This is a genomic window from Oceanospirillum linum, from assembly GCF_001995095.2.
Taxonomy (GTDB): Bacteria; Pseudomonadota; Gammaproteobacteria; order Pseudomonadales; family Halomonadaceae; genus Oceanospirillum; species Oceanospirillum linum.
This window is the reverse complement of the sequence record NZ_MTSD02000009.1, coordinates 35766-54633: the sequence shown is the minus strand read 5'-3', so window position 1 is coordinate 54633 and position 18868 is coordinate 35766. Positions and strand designations below refer to the sequence as shown.

Sequence of the window (18868 nt, the reverse complement as noted above, 5' to 3'; positions counted from 1 at the left end):
TAATACGGGCACTTATACCCATATTAATGCTTAAAAAACATCAAATAATCTCACCACCTAAGCCGGGCACAACAACCGTTATATTCATTACTGCTCAGACTTAGAAACCAGCCTTTTTTATCAGCGATGCGGGATACAATATCTAACCCCAGCCCAAAGCTGTTACGGCCAGAATGTCCACGTTGCATCAGGTTAATGTTGTCACTCAGGCCGATACCGGTATCGTTAATGGATAGCTCTTTGTTGCTGATGCTGATATTAATCTGGCCTTCGAAGGTATGTTCATAGGCGTTCCGGATTAAGTTAATAAGTACAATGCGTAACAAATCGGCATTATGCAGTACTAGGTCATGGGGCACCGGGCCAATGTGGATGTTCAACTCACGTCCATCTATCAGGTAATGCAGTTGTTGTGTGACTTCACTCAACATCTGCTGTAAATCATTAGCCGTTACCGGTAATGACTCAACGGACTGAGGTTCATCACGGGATAGCCATAGTAATGCTTCCGTAGTGGACTTCATGTTGACCACAGCCTGGCGCATATGAATCAAGGGTTTGTCGAGATCCTTTTTACCCAGCTGCCGACGCCGGTCGATGATATCCAGTGCGCTACTGAGCACGGTAATGGGGGTGCGCAATTCATGGCTGGCATTTTGTAAAAAATCACTTTCGCGCTGATGATAAGCACGAATACGCTCAATGCCTGCCTCCAGTGTCTGGGCCACCAATCCGGTTTCGCTGCGATCTGCTAATATCGGATGCTTAACGAGTGGCTTTTCCTGGTCAATGTTGGCAGCCATATCCGCCAACGCCTCCATAGGCTTCAGCACCCGTTGATTAAAGCGCTGGGCCATCCACAGCACGATGATCAATAACACAATAAATACGGTAACGGTGATCGTCAGCACCGTTTGCAGAATATTGGGAGATCTACCAGCATTGCCGGTACCATCCTTGGGGGTCGGCTGAAAATGATATACGGCAAATAACTGTTGTTCGCCGTTATTAATTGGGATAGCAGTGAGAAGTAATGGAGCTATGCTTCCATTGGATGAATCAGAGACCTGATAATGAGCTTTATATAAAGTACGATTGCTAAACTCTTGTTGGTTAAACTCATTGCTAATCCAATCGGGCAAGTTCTGTTGACCAACAAATATTGAAAACTCATTAGCCTGTATCTGAGTTTGTGACAGTTCACCACTCTGATATAACTGGGCGTAATAGTCCCCGATAACTTGCAGACTTTTACGCGTAGCGATATCGAGCCCATCTACGTAGAGATAAAACAAGATGCAGCCGAAACCCGTTACCATAAAACTGCTTAATACCAGTAGTTGATTACGCAAAAAATAGCGCAGGCTGTAACGTTTACTGACTGTTAGCTGATGCATCTGCTACTCCTGATCGTCGAAATTATCGCGCAGCACGACACCCACATTTCTCAGCGTGTGTAGCAATGGTGTAGCGAAAGGCTTATTCACTACTTTACGTAACTGATATAAATGTGATTTGAGTGCGTCGGAATCAGGAGGTGCGTCCTGCCAGATTACTCGTTCCAGCTCACGCCGACTAACCGGTGCCGGACTCGCCTTCGCCAGAGCGACCAATAGATCCCAGCCAATCGGGTGCAGGTTTAAGCGCTGCCCCTGACGACTTGCTTCGCGCAAAGACAAATCCAGTGTCAGATCAGCTAGCTGAAGCCGGCTTTGCTGTGGTACCGCGCGACGTGTGAGCGCTTTTATCCGAACCGCCAGTTCAGGTAAATCGAACGGCTTAGTCAGGTAGTCGTCTGCTCCCAGATTAAAACCCTGCAGCTTGTTCTCCAGAGAATCCCGTGCTGTCAGCATCAGGATAGGTGTTTGGTTTCCGGCTTCACGCAATTGCTGGCACACACTCAAACCGTCTAAACCGGGCAGATTGAGATCCAGAATGATCATATCAAATGACTGCTGCTGAGCCAGTTCCAAGCCCTGATCCCCGCGTTCAGTGTAGTCACACTCAACATTCTCAAGCTCGAGGTATTCGATAATATGAGCCGCTAAGGCACGGTTGTCTTCAATCAGCAAAATCAGCATGGTGTTTCCTTTAAAAGAGAAGCAGCAGGCATAAGTATATTGCATGGCTAACGCTGCTTTTCACCTTGATTTCACCTGCTCCCCGATAGGCTTAAGCCACATTCGGATTATAGGATTAGGTAATCGCGACAATGAAATTCATTCAACTCACTGGCATTACGTTATTTTGTCTCGCCTTATGGGGATGTGCCACTCAACCGGCGAATCTCGATGCGATAGCACAAGACAGTGTTGCTGACCGTGCACAATGGGGCTCAGAGCAAACGGCACAAAGCAGCCTGGCCGACAGTTTGCTGGCGCTGTTTAACGATGATGCTCTGAATCAGTTGGTAATAAAAAGCCAGCAGCACAACCTATCCTTATTGCAGCAAAAAGCCCGCACCGATGCCGTCTTATTTACGCTGACTCAAGCTCAAGCAGAAAATTTACCGGAGGTTTCGGCCAACGTAAGCAGCCAGCGCCAGAAAACAGCTAACAGCGGACCAACAAACAGCCATAGCCTAGCGTTGGATGTCAGCTGGGAATGGGATATCTGGGGCGGCCTCCATGCAGAGAGTAAACAGGCACTGGCGGACCTTCAGGCATCGCAGCTCAGCTATCAAGCGTTGCAGGACTCGATCGCAGCACAAACCATGCAGGCTTATATCAATGCCATCAGCCAAACTCAACTGGCCGGATTAAGTGAAAAAAACTATCTCAGCCTGGAAAAAACCTTAATGGTTGTCAGTCGCCAGTACCTTGATGGCAGTGTTGACTTATCGGACCTGACGCAGGCTCGTCAGAACCTGGCCAATGCCGATGCCAGCCGTATCAGCAGCCAATTAGCACAGCGCAATGCTATTCGAACATTACAGCTACTAATAGGTGATTACCCCGACGGTGAGGCTCTGGCCACTTACCATTTACCTAAATTGCTGGCAGCACCTAAAGCTGGTGTGCCCGCGGACGTTCTGGCCCGTCGCCCAGATGTCCAGGCCGCTTGGCATGAAGTCGAAAGTGTTGGCTGGGGTGTGGCTGTGGCTCGGGCTGACCGGTTCCCGAAAATCACACTGACGGGCCAGGTTGGACAGTCAGCAAGCGCATTAAAAGATTTGCTGAATGGCGATCTGATCTGGTCGTTGGCGTCATCAGTGGGCTACAACCTGTTCGATGGCGGCTCATTAAAAGCCAAAGAAGAACAAAGTCTTAGTCTGGCCGAAGCTCAGTATTACAGTTATCTGGATACCGTAATGACAGCATTAAACGAAGTCGAAACGGCCCTCGACAGCGAGCACAGTCAATATCAGCAAGAACAGGCCCAACACCAGGCGGTAGCACAGGCCAGGTTACTGCTAGCCAATGCTGAACAGGACTATCGGGCTGGGCTACTCGATATTACCGATTGGCTCAGTTTTCAGCGCAGCTTATTTACAGCCCAGTCTGCGCTGATCGAAACCCGTAACCAGCGTTTACAAAACCGTATCAGCCTGGGGTTAGCTCTGGGCCTGGGTGTTTGAATCTGGCGCGTTACCTGTCGCTGCTTTAGTTATTGTTAAGAGAAATCTCATGTCATCAAAAAAAACCATCATCAGTATCGCCATAGCGGCGGTTGTAGTTGCAGGCTTTATTGCTTTAGAGCTTCGCCCTGTGACCTCCAGTCAGGCGTCACAGCCTGCGGCAAGCCAGCCTGTCGAGACCAGTAACGCGGTATTGGTCTCCGTTGTTACTACGACCAGCGGCACCACAGAAGCACCTGTAATCGAAGGCTTTGGTACCGCTCAGGCATTATGGAACACGACACTGTCCGCTCAGGTTAAAGGACAGGTTGAAAGTGTGAGCGAGAAATTACTGGTTGGCAGTGCCTTTAATAAAGGCGATGAGCTGGCACGTATAAATGATATTGATTATCTGAGTTTACTGGCTACCGCGAAGGCAGACCTGGCAGCTGCAAAAGTTAACTTCCTGGAGCAACAGCAGCAAACCGAACAGGCACAGGAGCGTTGGCAGCTAAGCGGCCTTGAGGGTTCACCCTCGGATCTGGTCTTACAGCTACCACAACTACAGCAGGCAAAAGACGAACTGGAAGCGGCTCAGGCTGCCGTCAATAAAGCCAGGCAAGATCTAAAGCGCACCCGCATAACCGCACCGTTTAACGGTCGGGTTGCCAGCCGTAATATTAGCCTAGGGACTTATGTCAATGTCGGCAGCGAGGTGGCACAAGTGTTTGCTACCAATAATGTCGAAGTAGAAATTGCTCTTAATGGGCAGCAATTCTCTTTATTAGGTGAAGAGAAGGAGGCATTGCAACGCTCCGTCCAACTGATTGACAGTGCCGACAGTAGCCGCAGTTGGAGTGCCAAAATTGTTCGCTTCCAGTATCAGGTTGACGATACCAACCGCAGCCGCAAGCTGGTTTTACAGGTGAATAACCAACAACAATCCACAGACTTGCTACCCGGCACCTTTGTTAAGGCGTTTATTCCAGGTAAGACACTGAGCGGCCTGCTAAAGCTGCCAGCCAGTGCGCTTTCTCGCGAGGGTTATATCTGGCATGTCAAAGACGGCTTATTGCAACGCTTTAGGGCCGATACGGTTTATAGCAACAACGACTACATAATGGTGCACAGCCCGAACGCAGAGGATACGTCGGTGCCGTTAAACATCGTACGTTACCCTCAATCCGGTTTTCTGCCCGGACAAAAGGCCCAGATCAAGGCGGAGGCTGAACTATGAGCAGCAGCAGCACGGAGAATCATAACAGTGTGATGTCTTGGTTTGTACGCAACCCGGTCGCGGCCAACTTATTGATGGTTATGATTCTGCTGTTGGGGTACTTCACGGCAACCGGTTTGCGGACTGAAACCTTTCCATCGTTCCCTGCGGAAGATGTCACTATCTCAGTAACCGTCGATGGCGGAGGTATCGAAGATATTGAAGAGAGTGTGGTACTAAAAATCGAAGAAGCACTGGAAACAGTGCAAGGTATCGATACTGTACGCAGCTCCATCACAACAGGGAGTGCAACGGTCACTGTCACCAAACTTGATGATTATGATCTGGCGACGTTAAAAGATGATATTGAGACTCAGGTCAATTCCATCAACAACTTCCCGTCAGCAGCCGAAGAGCCCGTGGTGGAAGCAGCCAAACGCGAGTCTCAGGCCATCTGGTTGGCCGTTTACGGTAACACTGATGCCAAAACACTGAAGCTTGTAGCCGAAGGCTTACGTACTGAGCTACTGAGCGACAGCAATATTCAACAAGTCGATGTCAGTGGTGAGCAAACCGAAGAAATCGGCATTTCAATATCTGAGCAAACGCTGCAGCGCTACGGCTGGACACTGGCAGAGGTCGCTAACCAGATCGCTGATCAGTCAATCAATAAATACAGTGGTGAATTAAGCAGTGTCGACGGCGAGATTACTGTTCGCGGTGATTTTCAGCATTATTACCAACCGGGCTTTGAAAACATCGTCCTGCAATCCAGTACAGATGGTTCAGTGATCCGCCTCGGAGAAGTTGCAAATGTGAGTGACGACTTTGAAGAACAGGCGGTGATCTCTCGCTTCAACGGTCATGATGCCATCATGTTAAAAATCGTCGTAACCGGCGATACCAGCCTGATTGACGCTGCTAACGCTGCCAAAGTTGTCAGCAAGAAATACCAACAAACAACTAACCTGCCAGACACGATTATGATTGGTAGTATGAGCGATCAATCAGTTTTTATTACCGAGCGCCTCGACACCATGATCAGCAATGGCCTGGTAGGTATGATGCTGGTTATCGTGCTGCTGGCGTTATTCTTACATCCGATGCTGGCGCTATGGGTTGCGATAGGCATTCCAATCGCCTTTGCCGGTGCCATGATTACGATGGGTTCTATGGGGCTGAACTTTTCCCTTAACGAACTGACCACCTCGGGCTTTTTGGTGGCACTGGGCATTTTAGTTGATGATGCCATTGTGATTGCTGAAAGCGTGTACTCTACCCGTAAAGATGCGCTGAAGCACGACCACAAAGAAAGTACCGCCAGCATCACTATTCGCGGTGCCATGAAAGTGGCCGTGCCGGCAACCTTCGGGGTGCTGACCACGATTGCAGCGTTCTACCCACTCATGTTTATTGATGGCCAAATGGGTAACATTTTTGGCCAACAGGCAGCAATTGTGATCGCGGTATTGGTATTCGCCTTAATTGAGTCAAAGCTGATTCTTCCTGCTCACTTAGCACATATTAAGATGCGACGTGAGCACGATGATAGTAATACCGTGGAAAATAAGAGCACTTTTATTCGGTATTGGAATCGCTTTCAGCAGTTTTTTCAGAACGGCCTGAAAACGATGATTGAAAAATATTATGGCCCGAGTATTCAGGCTGTACTGAAATTCCGAGGGCTGAGTTTGTGTGCCAGTATAGTGATATTTGTACTGGTTATTGGATTGATCCCTATGGGCCAGGTGAAGATAAGCTTCTTTCCAGACATTGAGCCAACGGTGGTTCAGGCCAGTTTTCAGCTACAAGACTCGTTTGGTCGCAAGTTGACTCATGAGATTATCGATACCCTGGAACAGGCGTTAATTGAAACCAACGATGAGTTGAAAGAGAAGTATCAGATGGACGCAGACCCGATTACGTCAATCTATGTCAATTCAACAACGGATACCACAGGAACCGTGACCGGAGAACTGATCGAAGACGGGCAACGCGACTTTGCCTCAGCTGAGGTCAGTAGCCTATGGCGTACTAAAGTCGGTCACTTAGAAGGTATATCAGTGCTGAACTTTGACGGAGCCCGGCGTGGCCCGGAAGCGATCCGCATTGAGCTACAAGCCAAAGAGTTTGCTACCTTGTCCAGGGCTGCCACTGACCTGAAAAAATCGATGACAGCGATTAGCGGGGTTACTGATGTTCGTGATAACTTGAGCGTTAATCAGCCGCAGCTGAGTATTAAAATCAAACCGGCAGCCTACAGCCTGGGCTTAACCAATACCGAAATCATGTCACAGCTGTCATCGGCGCTATATGGTGCACAGGCACAACGTATTCAACGTGGCAGCGACGAAGTCAAAGTAATGGTACGTTACCCGGCACAGGAGCGGAGATACATCAGCGATATAGATCATATGATGATCCGTACTGCCGATGGTACTGAGGTGCCATTTAATGTGGTGGCAGAAACACTGTTCACCGAAGGTATTTCACAAATCGACCGTCTCGATAGTTATCGTGCGGCCAGTGTGATTGCCGGTGTTAATAAACAAGTGATCTCCTCCGACGCCGTCGTAAATCAGTTGCAGCAAGAAGTCATTACCCATTTGCTGAAAACCTATCCCGGTTTAAAGGTTGAGTTCAAGGGCGAAGCATCGGAACGCAGTAAAAGTACGTCATCAATGTCCCAGGGTTTTATCATTGGGTTGTTGATTATTTATGGTTTACTGGCCATTCCCTTAAAGTCATACACCAAGCCGCTGGTGATTATGAGTGTTATTCCCTATGGGGTACTCGGCAGCATTCTTGGGCACTGGATAATCGGTATTAATATCGGCATTCTCTCGCTGTTTGGCACCATTGCCCTGTGCGGTGTCGTTGTCAACGACAGTCTGGTTTTAGTGGCCAAATTTACGGAACTGAAAGATCGTGGACAACATGGTAACCCCGCTATTGTTGAGGCCGGCAAAACACGTTTACGGGCCATCTTACTGACATCCCTGACAACTTTCGCCGGTTTAACCCCCATGCTGTTAGATGATTCCAGCCAAGCGCAGTTTCTTATTCCGATGGCCGTATCGTTAGGGTTCGGTATTTTGTTTGCGACCTTTACCACCCTGTTCGCGCTGCCAATCATTCTGAGCTATCAGGATTCATTGTCGCGCCTGTTGAAGCGTGCAAGCTAAGTGAAGAGCCGAGGCACAGCCCGAAAACTCCGGGGGTTCACACCTATCAGTAACCAAAAGCTTATAACCTAAAATCGCAGTCGGATGGCGCGCTCACGGCGCTTATCCGGCCTGCCTTAATGCTCATATACCATTATTCCAGAAACCAAAAAAGGCAACCCGAAGGCTGCCTTTTTTGCGCTTTAAAGCGGGTAACTGATCGTTAAACGATTAGTCGTCCAGCTCTTCCAGCAGTTCGTCAACGGTACCCACGATGTTGTCTGTGGTGAAGCCGAACTCTTCAAACAGTTGGTTAGCCGGTGCAGATTCACCGAAGGTTTCCATACCGATGATGGCACCTTCAAGGCCCACGTACTTGTACCAGAAGTCTTTGTGAGCAGCTTCGATAGCAACACGGGTGATCACGTCAGCGGGCAGTACTGATTCGCGGTATGCCGCGTCCTGAGCGTCGAAACGGTCGGTAGATGGCATGGATACCACGCGGATCTTCTTGCCTTTCGCGGTCAGCTCTTCTGCAGCAGACAGCGCCAGCGCTACTTCAGAACCGGTGGCGATCAGGATTGCATCAGCCGTGCCTTCACAATCTTTCAGTACGTAGGCACCACGGGCGATGTTCGCCAACTGCTCATCGTTACGAGGCTGGTGGTCCAGGTTCTGACGGGACAGAATCAGGGAAGTCGGGCCGTCGTTACGCTCAAGGGCAGATTTCCAGGCAACGGCAGTTTCAACCGCATCACATGGACGCCATACGCTCATGTTTGGTGTGCCACGCAGGCCAGGGACCTGTTCAACCGGCTGGTGCGTCGGGCCATCTTCACCCAGGCCGATGGAGTCGTGGGTGAATACGTAAATAGCGCGCTGCTTCATCAGTGCTGCCATACGTACGGCGTTACGGGCATATTCCATAAAGATCAGGAAGGTTGCGCCGTAAGGAACAAAACCACCGTGCAACGCCACACCATTCATGATGGCGGCCATACCGAACTCACGGACACCGTAGTGCATGTAGTTGCCGGATGCGTCATCAGCGGTGATCGCTTTTGCGCCGTTCCAGAAGGTCAGGTTAGAGGGTGCCAGATCCGCAGAACCACCCAGTAGTTCAGGCAGCTGAGGCGCAAACTCATTCAGACTGTTCAGAGATGCTTTACGGGTAGCGACGGTTTCGCCTTTCTCCTGACACGCTTTGATGTAAGCATCGGCTTTGTCAGAGAAGTCCGCCGGAAGATCTCCGGACATGCGACGCTTCAGCTCAGCGGCCAGTTCAGGATAAGCGGCTTCATAGGCAGCAAACTGCTGGTTCCAGGTGCTTTCTGCTGCAACACCTTTTTCCTGTGCATTCCAGCCCGCTGCGATATCCGCAGGGATTTCGAATGGCGCGTGAGGCCAGTTCAGGCGCTCGCGGGTCAGTGCGATTTCGTCATCGCCCAGAGGTGCGCCGTGGCAATCTTCTTTGCCTTCTTTGTTTGGCGAGCCAAAACCGATAATGGTTTTACAGATGATCAGGCTTGGCTTGTCAGATTCTGCTTTAGCGGCTTCTGTAGCGGCTTTAATTTCATCAGGGTTGTGGCCATCAACTTTAATCACGTGCCAGCCGTAAGCTTCGAAACGCTGGGCGGTGTTGTCGGTGAACCAGCCTTCCACTTCACCATCAATAGAGATGCCGTTGTCATCATAGAAGGCGATCAGTTTACCCAGACCCAGAGTACCGGCCAGAGAACAGACCTCGTGAGAGATACCTTCCATCATGCAGCCATCACCCAGGAAGGTGTAGGTGTAATGGTCGATGATCTCATGGCCATCACGGTTGAACTGACCTGCCAACGCTTTTTCGGCCACTGCCATACCCACTGCATTGGCGATACCCTGACCCAGAGGGCCAGTAGTGGTTTCAATACCCGGTGCGTAGCCGTGCTCCGGGTGACCGGCAGTTTTAGCGTGCAGCTGACGGAAATTTTTCAGATCATCGATGGACAGGTCGTAGCCGCTCAGGTGCAGCAGAGAGTACAGCAGCATAGAACCGTGGCCGTTGGACAGAACAAAACGATCGCGGTTATACCAATTCGGGTTTTTCGGGTTGTGCTGCAGGAAGTCGTTCCATAGTACTTCAGCAATATCAGCCATCCCCATCGGGGCGCCGGGGTGACCGGACTTGGCTTTCTGGACGGCGTCCATGCTCAGGGCACGGATGGCATTAGCTAAATCAGAACGGGAAGGCATGCTTTCCAGACTCCAGGGTGTGTGGCTTGACCACAAAATATAGGTTTCATGACTCGCTTTTTTCATGCAGATATCAGGCTAAGTCTTTGATGCTGTTCAGATAATAAACAGCCTCAGAAAAGAGACTCACCCGGATAGCGACACAATCGAAGCAAACCACCGGAAAATAGGCGCGTATTGTCGCTGATCTGGCCTCAGGCTTCAAATCTAAAGGCAGATTTATCTTTATCAGGGGATTATTTAACCCCAACGTGATCGGGTCTGCCCACTGTTCGGTATAGAGCAGGACACAGACTCCATTGGTAATCCCAATATAATGAATCCTGCACAGGTGAATTTTAATAAATTTCACTGTGTATAAGGCGAACTCAGTTGCTACAATTACTGACTGAATTTAACTTAAGCGCGTCCAACGGAGTGGTTCCATCCAACATTTTTGTCTGTCTTTGCGATGTTCTGAGCGGACTGAAGTGAGCTTCCTAGGTCAAACGCTACTGTCGGCTGCACGGCCAAAAGCCATGTTATGTCGACTCAACCGACAGCTAAACGTCGTTAGCTGTTACAGGAGGTCAGGCAGGCTCTGCGTTTTAAAACGCTCTGCCTTGGCTAATTCCTTATTTTTAACTCCTTTGAGGGTAATAAGAGGATCATGAGCGAATACTCTTTATTTACGTCTGAATCTGTATCTGAAGGCCATCCGGATAAAATCGCTGACCAGATTTCTGATGCCGTGTTAGATGCCATTCTGGCGGAAGATAAGTACGCCCGTGTTGCCTGTGAAACCATGGTAAAAACTGGTGTTGCCATTGTTTCTGGTGAAATTTCTACATCCGCTTGGATCGACCTGGAAGATCTGGTTCGTGGCGTTATTAACGACATTGGCTATACCTCTTCTGATGTAGGCTTTGATGGCAGCACCTGCGGCATCATCAACCTGATTGGTAAGCAGTCTGTGGATATTGCACAGGGTGTGGATCGTCAGAAACCGGAAGACCAGGGCGCTGGTGACCAGGGACTGATGTTCGGCTATGCATCTAACGAAACAGATGTGCTGATGCCGGCTCCTGTGACCTTTGCTCACCGTCTGGTTGAGCGTCAGGCTGAGGCCCGTAAGAGTGGCCAGCTGGGCTGGTTGCGTCCGGACGCCAAGTCTCAGGTTACCTGCCGCTATGAAAACGGCAAGGTTTCTGCAATTGATGCGATTGTTCTTTCCACACAGCACAACCCGGAAGTCTCTCAGAAAGACCTGCGCGAAGCGGTAATGGAGCTGATCGTTAAGCAGGAGATTCCTGCTGAGCTGCTGACTAAAGATACTCAGTTCCACATCAACCCAACCGGCAACTTTGTTATCGGTGGCCCTGTGGGTGACTGTGGTCTGACTGGCCGCAAGATCATTGTGGATACCTACGGTGGCATGGCCCGCCATGGTGGCGGTGCTTTCTCCGGTAAAGACCCATCCAAGGTTGACCGTTCTGCCGCTTATGCGGGCCGTTATGTAGCGAAAAATATCGTTGCTGCAGGTCTGGCTGACCGCTGTGAGATCCAGGTGTCCTATGCAATTGGTGTTGCTGAGCCAACGTCTGTGTCTATTAACACCTTCGGCACGGGCAAAGTATCCGAGGAAACGATCATTAAGCTGGTTCGTGAGCACTTCGACCTTCGCCCGTTTGCGATCACCCGTATGCTGGATCTGCTGCACCCGATGTACCGCATGACCGCAGCCTATGGCCACTTTGGTCGCAACCCGTTTGAGATGACAGTGGGTGATGACACCTTTACTGCCTTCCCTTGGGAAAAAACAGACAAAGCTGATGATCTGAAAGCCGCCGCAGGCCTGTAAAAGATAGAAGCTTGTTATGTGTCCGGGTCGTTACGACACCGGCACACCCCAAAGCAGGAGCTCGCTCCTGCTTTGCTGCATCTGATTTTTGGTCTGTTGGTTCACTGTTTTAAAACAGTTTTCTGACAGATGGTCGCTTCTGGCAATTCCGGCGGCGACACGCACACGATACTGAGGGGCGCTGCAACGGAGCCTTCTCCGCTACGCTCAGTCTCGTGCCAACTTTAATTGCAAGGGCGCCCATTCATCCGAATGGAGAAACCTATGAGCTTCACTGACTATAAAGTCGCTGATATCACTCTTGCTGACTATGGCCGTAACGAGATCCGCATCGCAGAATCTGAAATGCCTGCGCTGATGGCGATCCGTGAAAAGTACCGTGCAGAGCAACCACTTGCCGGTGCAAAAATCATCGGCTGTATTCACATGACCATTCAGACTGCGGTTCTGATCGAAACTCTGGTCGCACTGGGTGCTGAAGTTCGCTGGTCTTCGTGCAACATCTTCTCTACGCAGGATCACGCGGCCTCTGCTATCGCGGCACAAGAGATTCCTGTATTCGCATGGAAAGGTGAGACTGAAGACGAGTACGTTTGGTGTCTGGAACAAACCATCAACAAAGATGGCAGCCCTTGGGATGCAAATATCCTGCTGGATGACGGTGGCGATCTGACGGCTCTGATCCACGAAAAATATCCGGCGATGCTGGACAGCATCCACGGTGTTTCTGAAGAAACCACCACAGGTGTTCATCGCCTGATCGAAATGATGCAGAAAGGCACTCTGAAGGTTCCTGCAATCAATGTAAACGATGCGGTAACCAAATCCAAAAACGACAACAAGTATGGCTGTCGTCACTCTCTAAACGATGCCATCAAGCGTGGTACCGACCACCTGCTATCGGGTAAGAAAGCCTTGGTTGTTGGCTACGGCGATGTTGGTAAAGGCTCTGCGGCCTCCCTACGCCAGGAAGGCATGATCGTTTCGGTAACCGAGGTTGATCCTATCTGTGCTATGCAAGCTTGCATGGACGGTTTCGAAGTGGTTTCTCCGTTTATCAACGGCAAGTTTGACGGTACAGATGCCTCTATCAATGCACCGCTGCTACAGAAAACAGACCTGATCGTTACCACAACCGGTAACTACAACGTCTGTAATGCCAGCATGCTAAAAGCCCTGAAAAAAGGCGCTGTGGTATGTAACATCGGCCACTTTGATAACGAGATCGATACCGCGTACATGCGTGAAAACTGGGCTTGGGATGAAGTTAAACCTCAAGTACACCGTGTCTTCCGCGATGCAAAACCAGGCAGCGACATCAACTTAGACAGCGATGACTATCTGATTCTGCTATCTGAAGGCCGTCTGGTGAACCTGGGTAACGCCACCGGTCACCCATCCCGTATTATGGATGGCTCTTTTGCCAACCAGGTGCTGGCTCAGATCCACCTGTACAAAGCGGGTTTTGCTAATCTGCCTGCAGAAGAAAAAGCGGCGAACATCACCGTTGAAGTTCTGCCGAAACAGTTGGACGAAGAAGTTGCACGCTACATGGTTGAAGGCTTCAGCGGTGTGATTACCCAGCTGTCTGAAGAGCAGGCTGGCTACATCGGCGTTCCTGTTAAAGGCCCGTTCAAACCGGAAAGCTATAAGTACTAATTCACGGGAAAGATCATTAATCCTGATGGTCTGACCGGATTCGTACTATCAGCCCCGCGGTATTTATCCTCTACGGATAAATCTTCGGGGCTTTTTTATACCTGCTTTAATCACCAACTAAGCTAAAAGATGTCCCTAAACCAGAGGTCAATCCGGCTTTTAAGTAATTAGTTTACCGCAGTTTTTCTTTTCTATGAGTTTTACTCATAAAGATAGAAAAAACTTTCACTGGCACCATAGCTGTAAACTCTGTAAAAAGTAATAAGAAACTAAGCAAACAAACTTTTTTGGAATATAGCCATGAGCCAGCCAGTCGATATCAGTTTTGAATTTTTCCCACCTAAAACCCCACAAGGCCAGGAAAAGCTACGTGTTGTTCGGGATGAACTGGCGGCAATGAACCCGGCTTTTTTCTCAGTAACTTACGGTGCCGGAGGTTCCACCCAGGAACGCACCATCAATACCGTTCAGGAGATGCGCGAAGCTGGAATCAATACTGCCCCGCACCTGTCCTGCGTTGGCAGCAGTACCGAAAGCCTGCGGGAGTTGCTGAACTTCTATATTGAAAAAGGCATCGACCGTATTGTTGCCCTTCGGGGTGACTTACCATCCGGAATGGGTTCCCCCGGTGAGCTGCGTTACGCCAATGAGCTCGTGGAGTTTATCCGCAAAGAAACCGGTGACCACTTTCACCTGGAGGTTGCAGCATACCCTGAAACGCATCCACAGGCGGCGAGCTTTGAGGCAGACTTGCTCAACTTTAAAAAGACGGAGCTAACAGCGCGATTACTCAGTACTTTTTTAATGCGGACAGCTACTTCTACTATGTTGAGCGCTGCCAGAAGCTGGGTATCGAGATTCCGGTTATTCCGGGTATTATGCCGATCACGAACTACAGCAGCCTGGCACGCTTCAGTGATGCCTGCGGTGCTGAAATCCCGCGTTGGGTTCGTAAGCAGTTAGAGTCTTACGCTGATGACAGCGCCAGCATCCGCCAGTTTGGTGAAGAGGTGATTACCCGTATGTGCGAAAGGCTGATTGCAGGAGGAGCCCCAAGTCTTCATTTCTACACCATGAACCAGACTGAACCCAATCGCGCAATCTGTAAAAACCTTGGACTTTAAGATTTTGTAGCCTGTCTCTCTTTTCTTGTTGTTTGTCGCAATATTTATCCGATCTGCAAGTGCATACTTGCAGATCGGTTTTTTATTGCTGTTAAGATGGTGTTTTCGACCCGTCTGAAGATGGAGTGATAGCGGTCTCCTCTCTTGCCGGTACGGGTAACTCTGAGATCCGGTCAACCTGACTTTCCAGCCATTGTGTCACTTCGGCGTGCACATCGTTCACATGGCGGCCTTCAGTCTGTATCAGAGGCCCAAAAATGACCCGTATCGTTCCTGACTTTTTCTGTAGCGGGCTGGATGTCCAGTGTTCTCCACCATTATGGGCCACGGGTAAAATCGGCACCCCCGAGTTAGTCGCCAGCATGGCACCGCCTTTTTTGTGATTCCCACGGGTACCGGGCTGGGTTCGGGTTCCTTCAGGGAAGACCAAAACAGACATCCCCTCTGTCAGCCGGGCTTTACCCTGCTTTAGTACCTGCTTCATAGCCGCAGCGGGCTTTCCGCGATCAACTGCAATGGGGTTCAGGGCCTTCAGCCCCCAACCAAAAAAAGGGATTTTCAGCAGCTCGCGCTTAAGTACTGTACTCATAGGCTGCGCCACCAGTTGCAGATATATGGTTTCCCATTCCGACTGGTGATTGCTCAAAATCACCATCGGCTGACCTTTAGGCAGATTCTCCAGACCTTCAACCTCAGTCCGGATACCACAGGTAATACGCAACCATAACAACACAAACCAGTTAAACCGGGTAATCATCCATGCCTTGGTTTTGAAGGGCAGAAAAAAACTCAGTGGCGTAGAGACGCAACTGGTAAAAATCAGAGCAAAAATATAACCCAGGTAGAAAACAATGGCCCTTATGGCCGTAATCATGCGGAAGGTTCCTCGTTCTCATCAGCAACCTGCTGGTCGGCCAGAGCCTGGTCAGCAATTTTCTCAATCGCCTCAACCAGCGCGGGGCGCCAACTACGTTGTTTGATACCGTAATGATCCATAATCTTCTGGCAATTCATCTCACGGTGCAAAGCTTGCTTACCAGCCAGGCCCATCGCCATTGCAGACACACCCCGAACCATTTCAGCCCCTGTCAGTAACTCACGTTCCTGAGCCAGCTCGATAACCTGTTCAGCAAAGTTTGCACGGCTAATCGGCTCAACGCCGGCATAATGGTAGGTTCCCCAACAATCTGCTCCGGCATCCAGTTGCTGAATGATGGCGACGATAACCCGGCAGGCATCGCTAATGGCAGTGGGCGATAGACTGATGTCGGCTGCCTCCTGAAGATCCTGAGGCATCCGGGCCTCGGCCAGAATAGCCTGAAGCCAACCTTCAGAAGAGGTCCCGTCATAGGGCTCACCGTCAAAAAGCACGCCAAGGCGCAAAATAATATGACGCTTAAGCAGCTGTCGTACGGCTTCTTCGCCCTGCCATTTAGTTTCACCATAGGTGTTTAGCGGGTGCACCGTATCTTTCTCCTGAAACGCGCCATTGCGCACATCACCAATCACTTCATCAGAGGAGATATGGATCAGGGCCGCGCCCAGGTCAAGACTGATATGAGCCAGATGGTCCGGCAAAATAGCATTCAGCTGCCAGGCAAGATCCGGGGACTGCTCAATCTTGCTCAGGTCATCAAACTGGAGTGTATTGACTATAAAATCAGGAGACGCCGCAGTCAGTTGACGTTGCAGTTCAGCTACATCACCTGTATCCCCCTGAAAAACATTGCAATGTAATCCACAAATACCTTGGGCATAGCTGAGAAAGCCCTTGGCCAGGCTGGACTCACTCTCGGTTAAAAAGATATGCATTGTTCTCTGCCGCTCCCATGGCCGCTCATATTCAGGTAAAGGCACGAATAAAACGTTGATCGCCCAAACGTGCCTTTGCTTTCAGATTATCCTGAAGACGATCAAAACTAGAATGGAATATCGTCGTCAAAATCATCGAAACTCTGGGCCGGAGAGCTGGCAGGTGAGCCAAAGTTTCCGCCTTGTGGCTGCTGAGGGGGCTGTTGTGGTGCCGGAGCAGATTGCTGCTGAGGTGCTGGGCGTTGAGCCTGTTGCTGCGGAGCGGACTGCTGTGGTGCAGCTTGTTGCGGTGCAGCCTGACTGTAATCCGGTTGCTGATATGGTGCCGCAGATTGCTGCGGTGCCTGCTGCTGGAAATTATTCTGCGCGGGTTGTCCCATGGGCTGGGCAACTGGGTTATTGCCATAACCGCCCGGATTGCCGCCCATTCCACCCTGGTTCGAGGCACCCGACATATTCGAGCCGCCATTATTGTAACCACTATTATCACCGCGACCATCCAGCATCTGCATCTGGCCGCTGAACCCATCGACAACAACCTCTGTGGTGTATTTATCATTACCATTCTGGTCCTGCCACTTACGCGTTTGCAGTTTGCCTTCGACGTACAGCTTAGAACCTTTTTTCACATATTGACTGACGATGTCCGCCAGCTTGCCGAAAAAAACAACACGGTGCCATTCCGTTTTTTCCTGGCGCTGACCACTGTTTTTATCCATCCAGCTTTCACTGGTTGCCAAAGTTATATTGGCAACGGCACCGCCATTGGGAAGATAACGTACCTCAGGGTCCTGCCCGAGATTACCGACCAGAATAACTTTATTGATACCACGGGACATAATTTACTCCAAAAATTCTGTATTCAGAATGATATCAGGCGATAGCCGCAGCCAGAGCCTGATCATCAAATTGAGCTTTATCGATTTTCATATAGGCTGCTTTTTCATCTGCGATGACAACAACCTCCTCTACACCTGGCAAAGCCAATAGGCGTTTCACAAAACCATCTGCATCATCCGACCAGTGCTCAGGCAGAGATACCGCCTTACTCGTCAGATGTTTTGGTGTTGCCATGGGAAATACAACCACAGCCCATATAAGCGCTAAAACACCACAAACTATTAATACCGCATCAATGCCCCACGCACCATAGAGCCAGCCGCCAGCGGCACCGCCCACAAAGGCCCCCATGAACTGACTGCTCGAATAAACGCCCATGGCAGCACCTTTCTGACCCGCTGGGGAAATTTTACTGACCAGAGAGGGAAGACTGGCCTCCAGCAAATTGAAAGCCATAAAATAAATAAACAGAAATACAAAAAGGGCAGAGCGGCTTTCTGCTGTCAGGCTCCCCATCATTAGTTGAGAAACCGCTACCAGGATAATCGCAAAAATAAAAATCGGTTTCATTTTGCGCTTCTTTTCAGCCACGATAATAAAAGGAATCATGGCCAGGAAAGACAGAATCATAATCGGCAAGTAGACCATCCAATGATGCTGCGCCAGTAACTCCAGCTCTAACATACGAAGAGGAATCACGACAAAAGTTGCGGTCATTATCAGATGTAGAATAAAAATACCAAAATCCAAACGCAAGAGTTCAGGATGCTTCAGAATCTTTTTCAGCTGGCCTTTCTGAACACCTGTGTCCCGATGCTGATCATAACGCTGAGGAGTGGGCACCCACTTCCAGATAACCGCAAGCCCCATACTCGCCAGAACTGCAGTAAACCAAAACAGCCCCTCCAGACCAAAAGGTTGCGAAATAATAGGGCCAAGAACAAGGGCAACAGAAAATGAAATACCGATACTGATCCCCACAACAGCCATCGCTCTCATTCGCATCTGTTCACGGGTCAGATCAGACAACAAAGCCATCACACTACTGGCAATCGCGCCACTACCCTGCAGACAACGGCCAATAATAACGCCATAGATTGACTCCGACATTGCGGCGACAACACTGCCTGCAATAAATAACAGCAGGCCAAAAACAATCACGGTCTTTCGCCCAATCTTATCGGACAAAAAACCAAAGGGGATCTGCAGAAGAGCCTGGGTCAGTCCATAGCCACCAATCGCCATACCAATCAGCGCTGGAGTAGCACCTTCAAGATCTGAGCTATAGATTGAGAGAACCGGGAGCACCATAAACAGACCCAGCATACGCAATACATATAAGCCCGCCAGGCCGGTAACCGCCCGTCGTTCACCGGTTGTCATCACCTCAATACTCATCCGGCTCATATACCCCATTAT

The 18868-nt window shown here is 49.9% G+C and carries 12 protein-coding genes, 1 pseudogene and 1 riboswitch; of the genes and pseudogenes, 6 read left to right on the top strand and 7 right to left on the bottom strand.

The window, feature by feature from the left end:
• Positions 1-50: 50 nt before the first annotated feature.
• Together BTA35_RS15165 and BTA35_RS15160 are read right to left on the bottom strand one after the other, a co-directional pair.
• Positions 51-1397, bottom strand: a complete 1347-nt coding sequence (locus tag BTA35_RS15165) for a sensor histidine kinase (RefSeq protein ID WP_078320661.1) — start codon at positions 1395-1397, stop codon at positions 51-53.
• Between the two features lie 3 nt (positions 1398-1400).
• A complete protein-coding gene (locus BTA35_RS15160; RefSeq protein WP_078320660.1) occupies positions 1401-2081 on the bottom strand; it encodes a response regulator transcription factor in 681 nt (226 codons plus the stop codon).
• Positions 2082-2212: 131 nt separating this feature from the next.
• Here BTA35_RS15160 and BTA35_RS15155 point away from each other — a divergent pair, with 131 nt between their 5' ends.
• The 3 genes from BTA35_RS15155 to BTA35_RS15145 are packed head-to-tail and all read left to right on the top strand — an operon-like array spanning position 2213 to position 7957.
• Complete coding sequence (locus tag BTA35_RS15155; protein WP_078320659.1) at positions 2213-3577, top strand: efflux transporter outer membrane subunit; 1365 nt, start codon at positions 2213-2215, stop codon at positions 3575-3577.
• Positions 3578-3626: 49 nt separating this feature from the next.
• Positions 3627-4793, top strand: a complete 1167-nt coding sequence (locus tag BTA35_RS15150; protein ID WP_078320658.1) for an efflux RND transporter periplasmic adaptor subunit — start codon at positions 3627-3629, stop codon at positions 4791-4793.
• The gene (locus BTA35_RS15145) at positions 4790-7957 is read left to right on the top strand and encodes an efflux RND transporter permease subunit (protein ID WP_078320657.1); all 3168 of its coding nucleotides are present in this window, start codon (positions 4790-4792) and stop codon (positions 7955-7957) included. The genes BTA35_RS15150 and BTA35_RS15145 overlap by 4 nt, the downstream gene beginning before the upstream one ends.
• A 210-nt stretch (positions 7958-8167) precedes the next feature.
• Here BTA35_RS15145 and tkt read toward each other — a convergent pair whose 3' ends face one another.
• The gene (gene tkt, locus BTA35_RS15140; RefSeq protein WP_078320722.1) at positions 8168-10174 is read right to left on the bottom strand and encodes a transketolase; all 2007 of its coding nucleotides are present in this window, start codon (positions 10172-10174) and stop codon (positions 8168-8170) included.
• Between the two features lie 649 nt (positions 10175-10823).
• Between tkt and metK the strand changes: the two genes are divergently transcribed.
• The 3 genes and pseudogenes from metK to metF all read left to right on the top strand — a co-directional run bounded on the left by metK (position 10824) and on the right by metF (position 14797).
• Entirely contained in the window at positions 10824-12014 is a 1191-nt protein-coding gene (gene metK, locus BTA35_RS15135) for a methionine adenosyltransferase (RefSeq protein ID WP_078320656.1), read from the top strand.
• 167 nt (positions 12015-12181) lie between these two features.
• Positions 12182-12263, top strand: a riboswitch (S-adenosyl-L-homocysteine riboswitch).
• 15 nt (positions 12264-12278) lie between these two features.
• Entirely contained in the window at positions 12279-13673 is a 1395-nt protein-coding gene (ahcY, locus tag BTA35_RS15130) for an adenosylhomocysteinase (protein ID WP_274378437.1), read from the top strand.
• A 300-nt stretch (positions 13674-13973) separates the two neighbouring features.
• Positions 13974-14797, top strand: a pseudogene (gene metF, locus BTA35_RS15125) (methylenetetrahydrofolate reductase [NAD(P)H]).
• Positions 14798-14888: 91 nt separating this feature from the next.
• Here the strand turns inward: metF and BTA35_RS15120 are convergent.
• The 4 genes from BTA35_RS15120 to BTA35_RS15105 form a co-directional block, all read right to left on the bottom strand.
• Positions 14889-15671, bottom strand: a complete 783-nt coding sequence (locus BTA35_RS15120) for a lysophospholipid acyltransferase family protein (RefSeq protein ID WP_078320655.1) — start codon at positions 15669-15671, stop codon at positions 14889-14891.
• Positions 15668-16609, bottom strand: coding sequence for an SDR family oxidoreductase (locus BTA35_RS15115; RefSeq protein ID WP_078320654.1), 942 nt, complete (start codon positions 16607-16609; stop codon positions 15668-15670). Before BTA35_RS15115 ends, BTA35_RS15120 begins: the two co-directional genes overlap by 4 nt.
• A 107-nt stretch (positions 16610-16716) precedes the next feature.
• Positions 16717-17448 carry a single-stranded DNA-binding protein gene (gene ssb, locus BTA35_RS15110; RefSeq protein WP_078320653.1) on the bottom strand — a complete coding sequence of 244 codons (732 nt, stop codon included), beginning with the start codon at positions 17446-17448 and terminating at the stop codon, positions 16717-16719.
• Positions 17449-17482: 34 nt separating this feature from the next.
• The gene (locus tag BTA35_RS15105; RefSeq protein ID WP_338013017.1) at positions 17483-18847 is read right to left on the bottom strand and encodes an MFS transporter; all 1365 of its coding nucleotides are present in this window, start codon (positions 18845-18847) and stop codon (positions 17483-17485) included.
• Between the last annotated feature and the right edge of the window lie 21 nt (positions 18848-18868).